Source organism: Microbacterium sp. K24 (assembly GCF_004794465.1).
In the GTDB taxonomy this organism is placed as follows: Bacteria; Actinomycetota; Actinomycetes; order Actinomycetales; family Microbacteriaceae; genus Microbacterium.
Genome location: NZ_SSDJ01000040.1, coordinates 1 through 16,646, shown reverse-complemented (window position 1 = coordinate 16,646; position 16,646 = coordinate 1). Strand labels below are relative to the sequence as shown.

The following is a 16,646-nucleotide window of genomic DNA, read 5'->3' as shown; positions in this document are numbered from 1 at the left end:
CCCTCTTGTGGACGCCCGCAAGGGGGCCGCTCGCACAGAAGGGGGTGGCTCGGCAGAGATGATTCAGATGGGGTGACTCAGGCGGGCGGAGAGTCCGGGTCGAGGGTCTTCAGCGTGTCCTCTTCGGCGGCGTTGTCGGCCTGGAGTTGATCCTCGGTCGTCTCGTCGCCGCCGAGCGGTGCCTCGTGGTCCGCTCCTGCGCTGCCCTGGATGGCGCCGCCGGTGGATTCGCCGCGGGAGCTGTCGCCCTGGATCGCGCCGCCTTCGCCGTCGCCGGAGTCCTCGCGGTCCGATCCCGCGTCGCCCTGGATGGCGCCGCCGGTGGATTCGCCACGATCGGCGTCGCCCTGGATGGCGCCGTCATCGCCGCCCTGGTGGCCTTCGTTCTCGGTCGACCCGTCGACGCCCGTGGCGCCTTCGGCGGGATCCTGCGGGTGCGGAGTGCTGTCCATGTTCTCGTCCATGCGGCGACGATACGTCCCGCCCGCATCCACCGCAAAGGGTGTTGACAACCGGTGTTTCGAGGGATGCCGGTCGTCAGTCGTTCTTCGGCGCCGTGCGGATCGGCGTGGTCACGGCCGCCTCATCGCTGAACTCGAGCGGGTCGACGTCGACGATGCTGACCGGGCGCGTCTCATCGATCGTCAGCAGGAACTTCCGCTTCTCGTGGCGATGCAGCCGTCCCGAGGTGATCACCCAGATCACGCCGATCGCGCAGGCCACGAATCCCGCCGTCCCGCCGAGCATGATCGCCGTACGCGGGCCGAAGGCGTCGGCCACCCACCCGGCGATGGGCGCGCCGACCGGCGTCGAACCCATGATCACGGCCATGTACAGCGCGAGCACCCGCCCGCGCAGCGCCGGATCGGTGGTCATCTGCACGTAGCCGTTCGCGGTGGTCAGCAGCGTCACGATCATGAACCCCGTGAACATCAGTGTGACCGCGTACGACGCGTACGTCGGCATCGCGGAGGAGACGAAGGCCGCGATGCCGAATCCGCCCGCGGCGAAGATCACCACGCGCACGCGTGCCCGGTCGCGGCGAGCCGCGAGAAGTGCACCGGCGAGCGAGCCGATCGCCAGGATCGAGCTGAGCACTCCGTAGCCGTCGGCGCCGGCGCCGAACTCGATCGCCATGGTCGAGGCGAAGATCGGGAAGTTCATGCCGAACGCGCCGATGAGGAAGACCGTGACGAACACGACCCGCAGGTCGCTGCGCCCCCACACATAGCGGAATCCGGCGAGGAGGCCGCCACGGTTGCGGCTCTTCGGTCGCCCGGCGAGCAGGCTGACACGCAGCATCAACAGGGCCAGGATCATCGCGAGGAACGTCGCGGCGTTGACGATGAATACCCAGCCCGAGCCGATCGCCACGATCAGCAGTCCGCCGACGGCCGGACCGATCATGCGGGCCAGGTTGAAGGATGCCGAGTTGAGCGCGACCGCGTTGGACGTGTCACCGGTCGAGACCATGTCGGAGACGAACGCCTGGCGGGCGGGAGCGTCGAAGGCGTTGACGACGCCGAAGCCGAGGGCGAAGCAGAACATCATCGGGAGCGTCATCACCCCGTTGAGCAGCAGGATGCCGACGGCGATGGCCAGCCCGAGCAGCGCCGACTGCGTGACCAGCAGGATGTGGCGCCGGTCGAAGCGGTCGGCGACCCATCCCGTCTGGCTCACCAGCAGGAGCGGAGGGCCGAACTGCAGGGCCATCGTGACGCCCATCGCGGTCGCGTCGTTGTCGGTCAGCTCGGTCAGCACGACCCAGTCCTGCGCCGTCGCCTGCATCCATCCGCCGATGTTGGAGACGAGGGCGCCGGCGAACCAGATCCGGTAGTTGATGTTCGCGAACGAACGGAACATGGCGCTCATCGTTCCACCGCCCGTCGCATCAGGGCGCTCGCTTCACGCAGGGTGGCGAGTTCCTCTTCGGTGTAGTCGACCTCGCGGAGCATGTCGGCGAGGAGCTCGTCGCGGCGGCGGATGGTCTCGACGACGATCTCGGTGCCGGAGTCGGTGATGTCGACCTGCACGCGCCGCCGATCGTCTTCATCCGGCGTGCGGGCGACGAAGCCCTGCTCCTCGAGGCCGTTGACGATGTTCGTCATCGAGGGCGCCGTCACGCGCTGGCGTTCCGCGAGCGTCGTGATCGTGCGGCGTCCGTTGGCGCGCAGCTCGGCGAGCACCGCGAGCTGGGCATCGCTCATCGAGTCGGTGGCGCGTGCGCATCGCAGGCGGCGGGCCATCCGGAACGTGGCCATGCGCAGGTCCGTGGCGGTCAGATGGAGGGACTCTTCAGACGCAGGCATTATTAGTTAGCCTATCTAAGCTTTCGGTGCCCGATATCCAGGTTCGTCCGATCCGACGAACGAGGCGGTGGCGATCCGTCGAATCCCACCAGCGGCAGGCGGGAGGTCGGTGCCTAGAGTGAGGGCATGCACAGCCCCTCCTCGGTCGGTGAACTCCTGCGCTCCACTCTCGGATCGCTCTCCACGGCGCGCAGAGTGCCCGCCGCCTCGGTCGCGGTCGTGGTCGACGGAGAGATCGTCGAGCACGCCGTCGGCCTGCTCAGCACCGCGACCCGGGTGGAGGCGACCGTCGACTCGGTCTTCCAGATCGGATCGATCACGAAGGTGTGGACCGCGACGATGGTCCTGCAGCTGGTCGACGAGGGCGCGGTCGACCTCGACGCGCCGATCCGCCGGTACGTGCCGGAGTTCGCGGTCGGGGACGAGACGGCTGCCGCCGCGATCACCGTGCGTCAGCTGCTGAGCCACCGGTCGGGCTTCGAGGGCGACATCTTCACCGACACCGGACGCGGAGACGACGCTGTCGAGAAGTACATCGCCCTGCTCGCGGATGCCGTGCAGACCTTCCCGCCCGGCGCGCTCTTCTCCTACAGCAACGCCGGTTACGTGCTCCTCGGCCGCATGATCGAGATCCTCCGGGAGTCGACATGGGAGGAGGCGCTGCTCGCGCACATCGCGACACCGCTCGGGCTGGCGACCGTCTCACCGAGCCCGTACGAGGCCATCCTGCACCGCGTCGCCGTCGGGCATCTCGACGTGGAAGACGGCGGAGAGCCGCAGCCCGCGCCGTTCTGGGCCATGGCGCGGTCGAACGAGCCCGCCGGCTCCATGCTGGCGATGTCGGCTCACGACCTCGCCGTGTTCGCACGGGCGCACCTTCGCGCAGCGGATGCCGTGTCTTCGGACGCGCAGGACGCCGAACCCGTGCTCCTCTCCCGCGACGCCGCGACCGCCATGCGCACCGCGGCGGTGCATCTGCCGCGGCTGGCCGGCATGGGCGCCGCCTGGGGACTCGGCTGGGAGATCGACCGCGACGGCGAGAACCCGCTGTTCGGTCACGACGGCAACACGGTCGGGCAGTCCTCGTTCCTGCGGATCGCTCCGGATGCCGGTGTCGCCGTGGTGCTGCTCACCAACGGCGGTGACGGCGCCGGACTCTTCCACGACGTGGCCGATGCGCTGCTGCGCGACCTCACCGGCGACGGCCTTCCGCCGGCGCCGACGCCGCCGGCGGCATCCGCTGCGCCGTCCGCTCCGGACGACGTCGACGGATTCCTCGGCGTCTACGCCAACTCCACGATGGAGATGGAGGTGTCGCAGGACGACACCGGACGCCTGTGGCTGGAGCAGCGCCCCACGCCCGAGCTCCTCGCCCTCGGGGCGCAGCCGTCGACCGACGAGCTCGTGCCCTTCGAAGCCGGATCGCTCATCCTGCGCGAGCGGAAGAGCGGCATGCACATGGTGCTCGCCTTCCTGGAGCCCGCGTCCGACGGGCGCGCGTCGTACATCCACTTCGGTCGCGCCGTTCCGCGATCACGCTGACCTCCCGGACGTCGGTACGCCGCGTCCTGCCTCCCGAACACCCGATCCCACCGCCAGAAGGAACGTCATGACACCGAAACGCACCGCCGTCACCGCCGTCGTCGCCGTGACCGCTCTCGCATCCCTGCTCGTCGCCTGCGGAACCGACGGGGGAGGAGGAGGCGGAGGCGACGCGGTCGAGGGCGGCACGTTCACGACACTCCTCGGCTCCGACCCCGGAAGCCTCGATCCGCAGCTCTCGGCGGGCAGCGCGCTGTTCGACATCAGCAAGCTCGCCTACGACACGCTCGTGAGCATCGACGCCGACGGCGAGGTGCGCAGCCAGCTCGCCTCCGAATGGAGCGTCGACGGAACGACCGCGACCCTCAAGATCAACGAGGGCATCACGTGCGGCGACGGCAGCGACTTCACCGCGCAGACCGCCGCGGACAACCTGAACTGGATCTCCGACCCGGCGAACGAGAGCGGCTTCCTGGGCGCCTTCCTCCCGGTGGGGGTCACCAGCGTCGCCGAGGGCGACACGGTCACGATGACGCTGAGCAGCCCGGCGCCGTTCCTGCTGCTCGGCCTCGGCGGGCTGCCGATGGTCTGCGGCAGCTCTCTCACGGAGCGCGACGGACTCGCGGCGGGCACCGATGGCACCGGCCCGTACGTGCTGACCGAGGCGGTCCCGAACGATCACTACACCTACGAGCTCCGTGAGGACTACGCCTGGGGACCGGGCGGCGCCACGGTCGACGAGAAGGGCATCCCGGCGAAGGTGAACGTGCGCGTCGTCTCCGACGGCACGACCGCGGCGAACCTGCTCCTCTCCGGAGAGGCGAACGCGGCGCAGCTCACCGGGCCCGACGCCGACCGGGCGATCGGCGCCGGCCTGTTCCAGCGCGAGGCCACGGCCATCGCGGGCGAGCAGTGGTACAACCACGCCGAAGGTCACCCGACCAGCGACCCCGCCGTCCGCAAGGCGCTCACGCAGGCGGTCGATCTCGACGAGCTCGCGAACGTCCTCACCGCCGGCAAGGGCGGACGGGCCACGGCGCTCGCCGTCGTGGAGCCGACCGTGTGCACGTACGACGCGATCTCCAGCTCGCTCCCGGAATTCGACGTGGACGCCGCGAACGCCACGCTCGACGAGGCCGGCTGGGTGCGCGGCGCGGATGGCGTGCGCGAGAAGGACGGCACCCGCCTCAGCCTGACGTTCCTCTACGAGAACAGCCTGGGTGCGGCAGCGGCCGCCGCGGCAGAGCTCGCGCTCGCCGCCTGGGACGAGATCGGCGCCGAGGTCGACGGCAAGCAGCAGGACGAGAGCGCCCTGCTCGAGGCGACCTTCGGCACCGGCGCGTGGGACATCGGCTGGCTGACCCTGAGCGTGAACAGCCCCGATCAGGCGGTCGGCTTCGTCAGCGGCACCGTGCCTCCCGAGGGCTCGAACTTCTCGGCCATCCAGAACGACGAGTACACCGCGGCCGTCGCCGAGGCGTCGCAGATGAACGGCAGCGAGGGCTGCGGCAAGTGGGAAGAGGCCGAGAGCGCGCTGTTCGCGGCATCCGACATGGTGCCGTTCGCGAACGCCACCATCTACATGTTCGGCAACGGTGCAGAGTTCGAGTGGCTCGGCGTGATCGAGCCGACCAGCGTGCGGCTGGTCGGCTGAGCTCCGGTGCGACAGGGACGACGGATCGGATCGACGACATGACGACGGTGGCCACCCGCATCGCGGAAGACGAGCAGCGCGTCAGCGATCACCGCTGGCTGCGCTTCGCGCTCCGCCGCACCGGACGGCTGCTCGTCTCGCTGTGGATCCTGCTCACCGCCTCGTTCCTGATGATCCATCTGGTCCCGGGCGACCCGATCCGCACCGCCCTCGGCCCGACGGCTCCGGCCGCCGTGGTCGAGGCGCGGCGCGAGTCCCTGGGACTGAACAATCCGATCTGGCAGCAGTACTTCGACTACATCCGAGGGGTGTTCACCGGCGATCTGGGAACATCGATCGGATCGCAGCTGCCGGTCGCCCAGACGATCGCCCAGCGGCTGCCGGCGACGCTCGCCCTCGCGGCTCTCGCCTTCGCTCTCGCCCTGCTGATCGCCCTGCCGCTCGGCATGGCGGTGGCGGTGGCGACGCAGCGGGGCCGGGCTCGCGGGCTCGAGGTCGGCTTCAGCTCGTCGAGCGTCGTGCTCGGGTCGATCCCCGACTTCCTGCTCGCCGTCGCCCTCGTGGCGGTGTTCGGCGTGCAGCTGGGGTGGCTGCCGGTGGCGGGCCGGGAGGGACCGCTGTCGTACATCCTGCCGGTGCTCGCCCTGGCGATCGGGCCGGCGGCGATCCTCGCCCGGATCCTGCGGATCGAGGCCCTCACCGTGCTCGAGGCCGACTTCGTGCGGACGGCCCACGCCAAGCGGCTGCGGACCCCGCGGATCAACCTGCGCCACGTGCTGCCGAACGCCGTGACCGCGACGCTCACCCTCAGCGGCCTGCTGCTGAGCGGACTCGTGGCCGGCACCGTGCTCGTCGAGACGGTGTTCGCGTGGCCCGGTCTCGGCAGCACGATCGTCAGCTCGATCCAGGCCAAGGACTACCCCCTCGTGCAGGGGACCGTGCTCGTGTACGGCGTGGGGGTGCTGCTGGTGAACACGCTGGTGGATGCCGCGCTCGCCGTGCTGGACCCGCAGTCGACGGCGGCCTCCGCATGAGGCGCACACTCGGAGCCATGCTGCGCACGCCCCTCGGGGCGACGGCGCTCGCGCTGCTCGCCCTCGTCGTGGTCACCGCCATCGTCGGGCCGCTGCTCTGGGGTGACCAGGCCGACGTGACCGACACCGGCGACCTGCTCGCCGGGCCCTCGGCCGAGCACCTGATCGGCACCGACAACCTCGGCCGCGACCTGCTGCTGCGCACCGTGGTGGCGACGAGGCTCTCGATCGTCCTGGCCATGCTCGCGACCCTCGTCGCGGTCGGGGCGGGTCTCATCCTCGGCGTCCTGCCGCTGCTGCTCGGTCGAGTGCTGGGGCGGGCCGTCACCTGGCTCACGGGCATCGCCGTCGCCTTCCCCGGACTGCTGCTGGCCCTGTTCTTCGCCGCGATCTTCGGCAGCACGGCGACGGCGGCGGTCTTCGCTCTCGGCCTCGCCGGGGCACCGTCGTTCGCCCGGCTCTGCCAGAACCTCATCGCCGGGATCGAGGCGCGCGACTTCGTGTCGGCCGCCAGGGTCGGCGGCATCGGACGGTTCCGCGTGCTCTTCCGCCACGTGCTCCCGAACATCGGCGAGCCGCTCATCGTGAACGCCACGATCGGCGCCGGCGGGGCGCTGCTGGCGTTCGCCGGACTCTCGTTCCTCGGTCTCGGCGTGCAGCCGCCCGAGTACGACTGGGGCCGTCTGATGATGGACGGGCTGCGCGGCATCTACTCGAACCCGCTGGCCGCACTCGCGCCCGGCCTCGCGGTCGTGATCGCGGGCCTGGCGTTCAACCTGACCGGAGAGTCCGCGGCTCGCAGCCTCGGCCTGTCGGACGATGTGCTCCTCAGCGCGCCGGCACGTGTGCGCCGCCTCCGCCGGACCCGCGTCCGTTCGGATGCCGCTGCCACCGCCGCGCAGCCGTCCGAGGGCGCTCCGGTGCTCGAGGTGGAAGACCTGCGCGTCGACTTCGAGAGCACCAAGGGCGGGGTCGTGCACGCCGTGCGCGGCATCGACCTCACGGTGCACGCGGGCGAGATCGTCGGGATCGTCGGGGAGTCGGGATCGGGCAAGTCCATGACCGCGCTCGCCGTCGCCCAGCTGGTCACATCACCCGGTCGTGTCGAGGCATCCGTCCTCCGCTTCCTCGGCGTCGACCTGCAGACGGCCGGGAAGGCGCGCCTCCGCCGCCTGCTCGGCACCTCGATGGCGATGGTGTTCCAGGATCCGATGTCGTCGTTCAACCCGACGATGCGGATGGGGGCTCAGCTGGCCGAGGTTGCCACCGAGCATGCAGGGCTGAGCCGGCGTGACGCGCTCGCGCGGGCCGCCGACCGTCTCGCCGCGGTGCGGATCACCGCCCCGAAGCGCCGCGTGCGGCAGTACCCGTACGAGTTCTCGGGCGGCATGCGCCAGCGGGCGATGATCGGGATGGGACTGATGGTGTCGCCCCGGCTGATCATCGCCGACGAGCCGACGACCGCGCTCGATGTGACCGTGCAGAGCCAGGTGCTCGACCTGCTCCGCGCGATCCGCGACGAGGACGGCGCGTCGATCCTCTTCATCAGTCACGACATCTCCGTCGTCGCCGAGCTGTGCGACCGCGTGCTCGTGATGCGCTCCGGCGAGATCGTCGAGGAGCTCAGCGCCTCCGACCTCTCGTCGGCGCAGCATCCGTACACCCGGGCCCTGCTGGCGGCGGTGCCGCACATGGCCACCGACCTCGACCGGCCGCTCGCGACGCTCGCGACCGTGGCGGCCGAGGAGGAACGCGCGTCGCACGCCGTCGAGGCGCACGACGCGTCCGACCTCGACCGCGATCAGAACCACCAGGAGGTGGGGAGCCGATGAGCGAACTCTTGTTCGACGACGTCTCGGTGCGCTACGGCGTCGGCCGCGGCGCCATGACGGCCGTGGATCGCGTGTCGATCCTCGTGCCCGACGGCGGGGTGACCGGCGTGGTGGGCGAGTCGGGCTCCGGCAAGTCGACCCTCGCCCGGGCCGCGGTGGGACTCGTGCCGCTGCATGGCGGCCGCATCCTCCTCGACGGTGCGCCCATCCCGCGCCGGGGACCGCGTCCGCTGCAGATGGTGTTCCAGGATCCGTACTCCTCGCTCGACCCGCGGATGCCGGTGGGCGCCAGCATCGCCGAGATGATGCCCTCGGGCATGACCCGACGGGCCCGCGACGCCGAGGCCGCGCGGCTGCTCGAGCTCGTGCACCTCGACCCCGCGCAGGCGGGCTCGCGACCCTCCCGCTTCTCGGGAGGCCAGCGGCAGCGCATCGCGATCGCGCGGGCGCTGGCCGGCCGGCCGCAGGTGCTGATCGCCGACGAGATCACCTCCGCGCTCGACGTGCTCATCCAGGGCGCGATCCTCAACCTGCTGCGCGAGCTGCAGACCGAGCTCGGCTTCTCGATGCTGTTCATCTCGCACAACCTCGCGGTCGTGCGCTACGTGGCCTCGCAGATGGCCGTGATGCGCGACGGCAGGGTCGTCGAACAGGGACCGACGAGCGCGGTGCTCGAAGACCCGCAGGACGCCTACACGCAGGAGCTGCTCGCCGCGATCCCGCGACCCATCGAGTACGCGCCGTGAACGAACCTCGTGACCCGGACCTCATCACCGAACCCCGCGACGACAAGCCCCGACCCACACGACCCGGCGCCACGAGCGCCGCAACCGAAGGAGTCCCCATGACCCGCAGGATGAGCATCGACGATGCCCTCGCTCTGACCGTTCCGAGCCAGCCCGCACTGTCGCCGGCCGGCGACCGCGTCGTGTACGTGCTCGGCGGGACGGATGCCGCGGCCGACAAGAGCACGAGCGCCCTGTGGATCGCCGAGGACGGCGCCACCCGCGCGCTGACCCGCGGCACCTCGGACTCGAGTCCGGTGTTCTCGCCCGACGGCGCGCACGTCGCCTTCCTGCGCGACGGCCAGCTCTGGACCCTGCCGCTCGCCGGCGGAGAACCGCAGCAGCGCACCACCCTGCCGCTCGGCGCGGGGGTCGCGGTGTGGAGCCCCGACGGCACGAAGATCGCGTTCACGGCATCCGTCGTCCCGCTGTCGGCGCCCTCGGATGCCGTCGAGACCGACGAGCAGCGCGCCGAGCGCGAGCAGGCGCCGATCGCGACCGCGGGCATCGACTACCTCGCCGACGGCGCCTGGTTCACGCGCGGTGTGAGCGCGCAGCTGCACGTGCTCGATCTCTCCGACGGGCAGGTGCGTCGTCTCACCGACGGCGTCGCCGGCGTCGGCAGCCCGGCCTGGTCGCCCGACGGATCGACCCTCGCCTACGTCGCCCGCCCGCGGGGCGCCGACGACCTCGGCTTCCGCTCGGCGGTGCACGCCCTCGACCCTGCGGATCCTGCCGCCCGGTCGCGCGTGCTCGCCTTCGCCGAGGGCTTCGCAGGCACCGTCTCGTTCACGCCCGACGGCGAGAGCCTGCTCGTGGTGGGCTGGTCCGGCGATCCCGACGGGCACGCCGGACTCTTCCGGGCCGACCTCGGATCGGGCGACGTGACCGACCTCGCGGCGAGCCTCGACCGCAACGTGATGCCCGGCGCTCCCGCCTACCCCGGCGCGCTGCCGCAGGTGACGGCATCCGGCGACGTGCTCTTCGCGATCCGCGACCGCGGCGCCACCCACCTGTATGCGGTGCCGGTCGGCGGCGGCGCGCCGCGACTCGTGCACGGCGGCACCGACGAGGTGGTGAGCGGACTGTCCGTCGCGGGCGACGTCGCCGCCATCGCCCTCTCGACGCCGACGTCGTTCGGCGAGATCCTGCGACTCGACCTCTCCGGAGGAGACGTCACCACTCTCACCGAGCACGGCGCGGCACCCGAGGGCGTCGAGCTCTTCGTGCGTGAGAGCCGCGAGTTCACGATCAGCGACGGCACCGTGGTGCAGGGATGGATCGTGCGCGACCCGGCGGTCGAGGGGCCCACGCCCCTGCTCGTCGACGTGCACGGCGGACCGCACAACGCCTGGAACGGCGCGGTCGACGAGATGCACGTCTACCACCAGCAGCTCGCCGCCGACGGCTGGACGATCGTCATGATCAACCCGCGCGGCAGCGACGGCTACGGCGAGGAGTTCTGGAAGGGCGTCAACGGCGCCTGGGGCGTCGACGACGCGAAGGACTTCCTCGAGCCGGTCGACGAGCTCGTCGCCGAGGGCACTGCGGATGCCGCGCGCCTCGCCGTCGCCGGATACAGCTACGGCGGCTACATGTCGGCGTACCTCACGGGTCACGACGACCGCTTCGCCGCGGCCGTCACGGGCGGGATCGTGGCCGACCTGTTCAGCATGGGCGGATCGAGCGACGACGCGCACCTGCTCAGCCTGTTCGAGATCGGCATCATGCCGTGGCAGTCCGAGGGCCGCGAGCGCCTGGCCGCGATGTCGCCGTACTCGCACGTCGAGAACGTCACCACGCCGACCCTGGTGCTGCACGGCGAGAAGGATCTGCGGTGCCCCGTGCACCAGGCGCAGCAGTGGCACTACGCGCTGCGGGAGCGCGACGTCCCCACCGAGCTCGTCATCTACCCGGGCGGCAGCCACGTGTTCCCGCTGCTGGGCGCACCGAGCCACCGCGTCGACTACGCCCGCCGCATCGTCGAGTGGGTCGAGCGCTTCGCCGGGAGCACCGCGGGCGCACGCCCCGCGGCGATCGACGCCGCGCACTGGCAGCACCGTCTCGATGCCCTCGCCGCCCTGCACGGAGTCCCGGGCGCGCAGCTCGGCATCCTCCGCTACGACGCCGACGGCGGGCGCGACGACGTCGTGACGGTGGCCACCGGAACCCTGAACCGCAACCTGCCCGAGGCCTCGGGCACGGTGCTCGCCGACTCGCTGTTCCAGATCGGCTCGATCTCGAAGGTGTGGACGGCCACCGCGATCATGCGTCTCATCGAGCAGGAGAAGTTCACCCTCGACACCCCGGCGCGCGACATCGTGCCAGGGCTTCGGCTGGCGAACGACGAGCTGACCGCCGGCGTGACCGTGCGGCACCTCCTCACGCACACCAGCGGCATCGACGGCGACGTGTTCACCGACACGGGCCGCGGCGACGACACCCTCGAGAAGTACACGGCGCTGTTCCCCGACATCGGGCAGAACCACCCGCTGGGCGTCACCTGGTCGTACTGCAACTCCGGCTTCTCGCTGCTCGGGCGCATCATCGAGCAGGCCACCGGCAAGGTCTGGGACGAGGCGATGCGCGAGCTCGTCTTCACGCCACTCGGCCTGACGCACACCGTGACGCTCCCGGAGGAGGCGATCCTGCACTCCGCCGCGGTGGGTCATGTGGGCGAGGAGGGCGTGGTCACCCCCGCGTGGGGCCTGCCGCGTGCGCTCGGACCGGCGGGGCTCATCACCGCGCGCGCCGAGGACGTGCTCGCGTTCGCGCGTCTGCACCTGGCCGGCGGCGTCGCCGCCGACGGCACGCGACTGCTCAGCGAGCACACCGTCTCCGAGATGCAGGCGTTCCAGGCCGAGGTGCCCGACAAGCACGTGCTCGGCGACTCGTGGGGACTCGGCTGGATCCGCTTCGACTGGAACGGCGAGCGCCTGTACGGGCACGACGGCAACACCCTCGGTCAGGCCGCGTTCCTGCGCATCCACGAGCCGTCGGGTGTCGCGGTGACGCTGCTCACGAACGGCGGCCACACCCGCGACCTGTACGAGGACCTCTACCGCGAGATCTTCGCCGAGCTGTCGGACGTGCGGATGCAGGAGTCGGTGCAGCCGCCCGCCGAGCCGGTCGACGTCGACATCACGCCGTACCTCGGCACGTACGAGCGTGCATCCGTGCGGGCCGAGGTGCTCGTGGGCGACGACGGCCCGCTGCTGCGCACCACCGTGCTCGGCCCGCTCGCCGAGCTCGAGCCCGATCCGGTCGACGAGTACCCGCTCACCCCGTTCAGCGACGGCGTCTTCGCGCTGCGCGCCCCCGGCACGCAGACCTGGATGACGGCGACGTTCTACACGCTGCCGACGGGCGAGGAGTACCTGCACTTCGGGGCGCGTGCCACGCCGAAGGTGTCGACCGGCGCATGAGTCCCTCGCTGCAGCTCACTGAGACGCTGACGGAGGCGGCGCTCCTCGCCACCATCCGCCGGCTGATCGTGTGCGAGTCCCCGTCGGCCGACGATGCCGCGGTCGCGCGCTCTGCCGACGCGGTCACCGAGATCGGCACCGAGCTGCTCGGCGTCGCGCCGGAGCGCATCGTCGTCGACGGATGCACCCACCTGCGGTGGCGCTTCGGCACGGTCACGCGGGTGCTGCTGCTCGCCCATCACGACACGGTGTGGCCGCTCGGCACGCTCGAGCGGCTGCCGTACGGGATCGTCGACGGCGTGCTGCGCGGCCCCGGCTCGTTCGACATGAAGACGGGCCTCGCGATGGCGCTGCATGCGATCGCGTCGCTCGACGACCGCGACGGCGTGACGCTGCTGGTCACCGGCGACGAGGAGACCGGATCGGTGCGCTCGCGCGCGCTGATCGAGGAGACCGCGCGGGGCGCGTCGGCGGCTCTGGTGCCCGAGGCCTCGGCCGACGGCGGCGCGTGGAAGGCGGCCCGCAAGGGCGTCGCGATGTACGACATCGTCGTGCACGGGCGCGCGGCCCATGCCGGTCTCGAGCCCGAGAATGGCGTCAACGCCACGGTCGCGCTGGCGCACCTGGTGCTCGCGGTCGCTGCTCTCGGCGACCCCGATGAGGGCACCAGCGTCACACCGACGCTCGCCGAGTCCGGCACGAGCAGGAACACCGTTCCGGCCGAGGCGCAGCTGCGCATCGACGTGCGGGCGTGGTCGGCCGCCGAGCTGGAGCGGGTCGATCGGGCACTGCGTGCGTACGCGTCACCGGTGCCCGAGGCGGTCGTCGCGGTGCACGGGGGCATCAACCGTCCTCCGCTCGCGCGCGAGATGTCGCAGCCGATGGTCGACCTCGCTCGACGGCTCGGCGCGCGGCACGGACTCGCCGACGTGGAGGCGGTCGCCGTCGGCGGGGGAAGCGACGGCAACTTCACGGCGGGCGCGGGGGTGCCCACCCTCGACGGTGTGGGGGCCGTCGGGGGCGGGGCGCACGCCGATGACGAACACGCGATCGTGGCGGAGATCCTTCCGCGCACGCGACTGCTGGCCGATATGGCGGCGGAGATATCGAGAACGGACGGGCCATGGCAGAACTGACGCGCGACGACGCGAACGTCACGACGGCGGTGCACGACGCGGAGCGGGCGGCCGCGGCATCCGGGGTCGTCATCCGGGAGCTCTCGGCCGTCGCCGATCACGGCGCGGCCATCGCCCTGCTGTCGGCGATCTGGCGGCGCTCTCCCGAGAACCCCGTCGTGCCGCCCGAACTGCTGCGTGCGCTCAGCAAGGCGGGCAACTACATCGGCGGCGCCTTCGCGGGCGAGGAGCTGGTCGGCGTCGCGATCGCGTTCCATGCGGATCCGGGCCGCCATGCGCTCTACAGCCACATCGCCGGCATCTCGGCGGCGCACACCGGGCACTCCGTCGGCTTCGCGCTGAAGCAGCATCAGCGCGCCTGGGCGCTGAGCCGCGGGATCGAGGCGATCGAGTGGACATTCGATCCGCTCGTCGCCCGCAACGCGCACTTCAACATCACGAAGCTCGGCGCGCGCCCGCAGGAGTACCTCTCCGACTTCTACGGGCCGATGGCCGACGGCGTGAACACCGACGACGAGACCGACCGCCTGCTGATCCGCTGGGAGCTGCGCGACGCCGAGGTCTCGCTCCGCGCGGGCGGTACGCCGCTGCCTGCCGCGGAGCGCCTCCCGGGCGACCTCACCGTCGCGGTGCCGGCCGACATCGAGCGGATCCGCCGCGAGGACCGGACGGACGCCCAGCGCTGGCGTCTCCGCGTGCGCGAGGAGCTCACCCGCGCTCTCGATGCCGGCGGCCGCATCGTCGGGTTCGACCGCAGCGAGGGCTACATCATCCGACCCGAGAAGAGGACGCCGTGAGAATCGACGGGATCGAGCTGCGACGGGTGGCGATGCCGCTGGTGTCACCGTTCCGCACATCGTTCAGCACGCAGACCGAGAAGAACATCCTGCTCGTGCGCGCCGTCGTCGACGGCGTGGAGGGATGGGGGGAGTGCGTGACTCTGCCCGATCCGCGCTATTCGCCGGAGTACACCGACGGCGCGGTCGATGTAATGCGCCGCTTCCTGATCCCCGCGCTGACCGGCGTCGAGCTCTCCGGGGCGCACATGATCGGCGAGATCCTGAAGCCGTTCAAGGGGCACCGGATGGCGAAGGCCGCGATCGAGACCGCTGTGCTCGACGCCGAGCTGCGCATCGAGGGCCGCTCGCTCGCCCGCGAGCTGGGCGCCGTGCACGACACCGTGCCGTGCGGGGTGTCTGTCGGCATCATGGACGAGATCCCCCGGCTGCTGGACGCCGTGGACGGCTACCTCGCCGAGGGGTATGTGCGCATCAAGCTGAAGATCGAGCCTGGCTGGGATGTCGACGTCGTGCGCGCCGTGCGTGAGCGGTTCGGCGACGACGTGCTGCTGCAGGTCGACGCGAACACCGCGTACACGCTCCGCGATGCGCAGCACCTCGCCCGCCTCGACGACTTCGGCCTCCTGCTGATCGAACAGCCGCTGGAGGAGGAGGACATCCTGGGCCACGCCGACCTCGCGAAGCTCCTGCGCACACCGATCTGCCTCGACGAGTCGATCACCTCGGCGCAGACCGCGGCGGCGGCGATCCGTCTCGGCGCCACGAGCGTCATCAACATCAAGCCGGGCCGCGTGGGCGGGTACCTCGAGGCACGTCGCATCCACGACCTCGCGGTCGCGCAGGGCGTGCCCGTCTGGTGCGGCGGGATGGTCGAGTCGGGGCTCGGACGCGCCGCGAACGTCGCGCTCGCCGCTCTTCCCGGTTTCACGCTGCCGGGAGACGTGTCGGCCAGCGATCGCTTCTACAAGGTCGACCTGACCGAGCCGTTCGTGATGCACGACGGCGCCCTCGCGGTGCCGCAGGGGCCGGGCCTCGGCGTCGCGCCGATCCCCGAGATCCTCGACGAGCTCACGACCTGGACCGAGTGGCTGCCGATGTGAGAGCGGCCGATGTGAGAGCGGCCGATGTGACATTAGGCTCGCCGGTATGAGCCCGCTGTCGCGATCGAGCTGGGGACGCGTCTTCGACGATCTCGGCGTGACGCTGCTCGAGGTCGCCTACGGCCGCATCGACGTGGACCAGCAGATCGGCGGCGTCGTGATCCACGATCCCGTCGACGAGCCCGTGTACCCGCAGAACGCGGTCGTGCTCGCGGTGGCGCTGCAGGATGCCGACGCGCTCGCCGCGCTCGTGACCGAAGCGGGGAGTCGCGACGCGGTCGCGGTCGTGGTGCGCGCCTCGACCGAGCTGCCGGAGTCGGTGCGCGACGCGGCCGACCGGGCCGGGATCGCGATCCTCAACCTCGCCCGCGGGGCGACGTGGACGCAGCTCGCGGCGCTGCTGCGCTCGCTGCTCGCCGAGGACGACGTCGGGCAGACCCCGGCCGAGTCGCTGGGCGGGGTCTCGTCGGGCGACCTGTTCGCGGTGGCCAATGCGATCGCCGCGCTGCTCGACGCCCCCGTGACGATCGAGGACCGCTCGTCGCGGGTGCTCGCCTTCTCGGGCGGGCAGGAGCGCGCCGATCCTTCGCGCGTCGAGACCATCATCGGCCGGCAGGTGCCGGACCGCTACGCCCGCGTGCTCACCGAGATGGGCGTCTTCCGGGCCCTGTACCGCGACGACGCCCCGGTGCTCGTCGACCCGGTGGCGCTCGGCGAGGGCGTCTCCACGCAGCGCGTCGCGATCGCCGTGCGCGCCGGCGACGAGGTGCTCGGCTCGATCTGGGCCGCGATGGACGGTCCCCTCACCGAGGAGCGCTCCGCGACGCTGCGCGACGCCACCAAGCTGGTCGCGCTGCACCTGCTCCGCATCCGCGCCGGCGCCGATGCCCAGCGCCGCCTGCGTGCCGAGCTCGTCAGCCGCGCGGTGAACGGGGCCGGGGTCAACGGAGGGGCCGACGCGCAGGACGCGCTGAATCGCCTCGGCCTGTCGGGTCGCCGGGTCTGGGTGACGGCCGCGGCCCTCGCCCC

General features: G+C 71.5%; 12 protein-coding genes and 1 pseudogene. 10 read left to right on the top strand and 3 right to left on the bottom strand.

Annotated features, from left to right (window positions below; all coding sequences use genetic code 11):
* Window positions 1–77: 77 nt before the first annotated feature.
* From DW306_RS01975 to DW306_RS01965, 3 genes are all read right to left on the bottom strand, one after another.
* Window positions 78–464, bottom strand: a complete 387-nt coding sequence (locus tag DW306_RS01975; protein ID WP_136053968.1) for a hypothetical protein — start codon at window positions 462–464, stop codon at window positions 78–80.
* Between the two features lie 73 nt (window positions 465–537).
* The gene (locus tag DW306_RS01970) at window positions 538–1,863 is read right to left on the bottom strand and encodes an MFS transporter (RefSeq protein ID WP_136053967.1); all 1,326 of its coding nucleotides are present in this window, start codon (window positions 1,861–1,863) and stop codon (window positions 538–540) included.
* 5 nt (window positions 1,864–1,868) lie between these two features.
* On the bottom strand, window positions 1,869–2,309 hold the full coding sequence (locus DW306_RS01965; protein WP_136053966.1) for a MarR family transcriptional regulator: 441 nt from the start codon (window positions 2,307–2,309) through the stop codon (window positions 1,869–1,871).
* A gap of 126 nt (window positions 2,310–2,435) precedes the next feature.
* Here DW306_RS01965 and DW306_RS01960 point away from each other — a divergent pair, with 126 nt between their 5' ends.
* The 10 genes and pseudogenes from DW306_RS01960 to DW306_RS01915 all read left to right on the top strand — a co-directional run.
* A complete protein-coding gene (locus DW306_RS01960; protein WP_136053965.1) occupies window positions 2,436–3,851 on the top strand; it encodes a serine hydrolase domain-containing protein in 1,416 nt (471 codons plus the stop codon).
* 67 nt (window positions 3,852–3,918) lie between these two features.
* Window positions 3,919–5,505: an ABC transporter substrate-binding protein gene (locus DW306_RS01955; protein ID WP_136053964.1), complete on the top strand. Its 1,587-nt coding sequence runs from the start codon at window positions 3,919–3,921 to the stop codon at window positions 5,503–5,505.
* A 38-nt stretch (window positions 5,506–5,543) separates the two neighbouring features.
* Window positions 5,544–6,539 carry an ABC transporter permease gene (locus tag DW306_RS01950; protein WP_136053963.1) on the top strand — a complete coding sequence of 332 codons (996 nt, stop codon included), beginning with the start codon at window positions 5,544–5,546 and terminating at the stop codon, window positions 6,537–6,539.
* 17 nt (window positions 6,540–6,556) lie between these two features.
* Entirely contained in the window at window positions 6,557–8,371 is a 1,815-nt protein-coding gene (locus DW306_RS01945; RefSeq protein WP_205814076.1) for a dipeptide/oligopeptide/nickel ABC transporter permease/ATP-binding protein, read from the top strand.
* Window positions 8,368–9,117 carry an ATP-binding cassette domain-containing protein gene (locus DW306_RS01940; protein ID WP_136053961.1) on the top strand — a complete coding sequence of 250 codons (750 nt, stop codon included), beginning with the start codon at window positions 8,368–8,370 and terminating at the stop codon, window positions 9,115–9,117. The genes DW306_RS01945 and DW306_RS01940 overlap by 4 nt, the downstream gene beginning before the upstream one ends.
* Window positions 9,118–9,215: 98 nt before the next feature.
* On the top strand, window positions 9,216–12,581 hold the full coding sequence (locus DW306_RS01935) for a serine hydrolase (RefSeq protein ID WP_136053960.1): 3,366 nt from the start codon (window positions 9,216–9,218) through the stop codon (window positions 12,579–12,581).
* A complete protein-coding gene (locus DW306_RS01930; RefSeq protein ID WP_136053959.1) occupies window positions 12,578–13,717 on the top strand; it encodes a M20/M25/M40 family metallo-hydrolase in 1,140 nt (379 codons plus the stop codon). Before DW306_RS01935 ends, DW306_RS01930 begins: the two co-directional genes overlap by 4 nt.
* Window positions 13,705–14,514 (top strand): GNAT family N-acetyltransferase, encoded by an 810-nt coding sequence (locus DW306_RS01925; protein WP_136053958.1) that lies wholly within the window; start codon window positions 13,705–13,707, stop codon window positions 14,512–14,514. Before DW306_RS01930 ends, DW306_RS01925 begins: the two co-directional genes overlap by 13 nt.
* Window positions 14,511–15,617, top strand: a complete 1,107-nt coding sequence (gene menC / locus DW306_RS01920) for an o-succinylbenzoate synthase (protein WP_136053957.1) — start codon at window positions 14,511–14,513, stop codon at window positions 15,615–15,617. Before DW306_RS01925 ends, menC begins: the two co-directional genes overlap by 4 nt.
* A gap of 46 nt (window positions 15,618–15,663) precedes the next feature.
* Window positions 15,664–16,646 (top strand): annotated as a pseudogene (locus tag DW306_RS01915) (hypothetical protein); the annotation flags it as partial.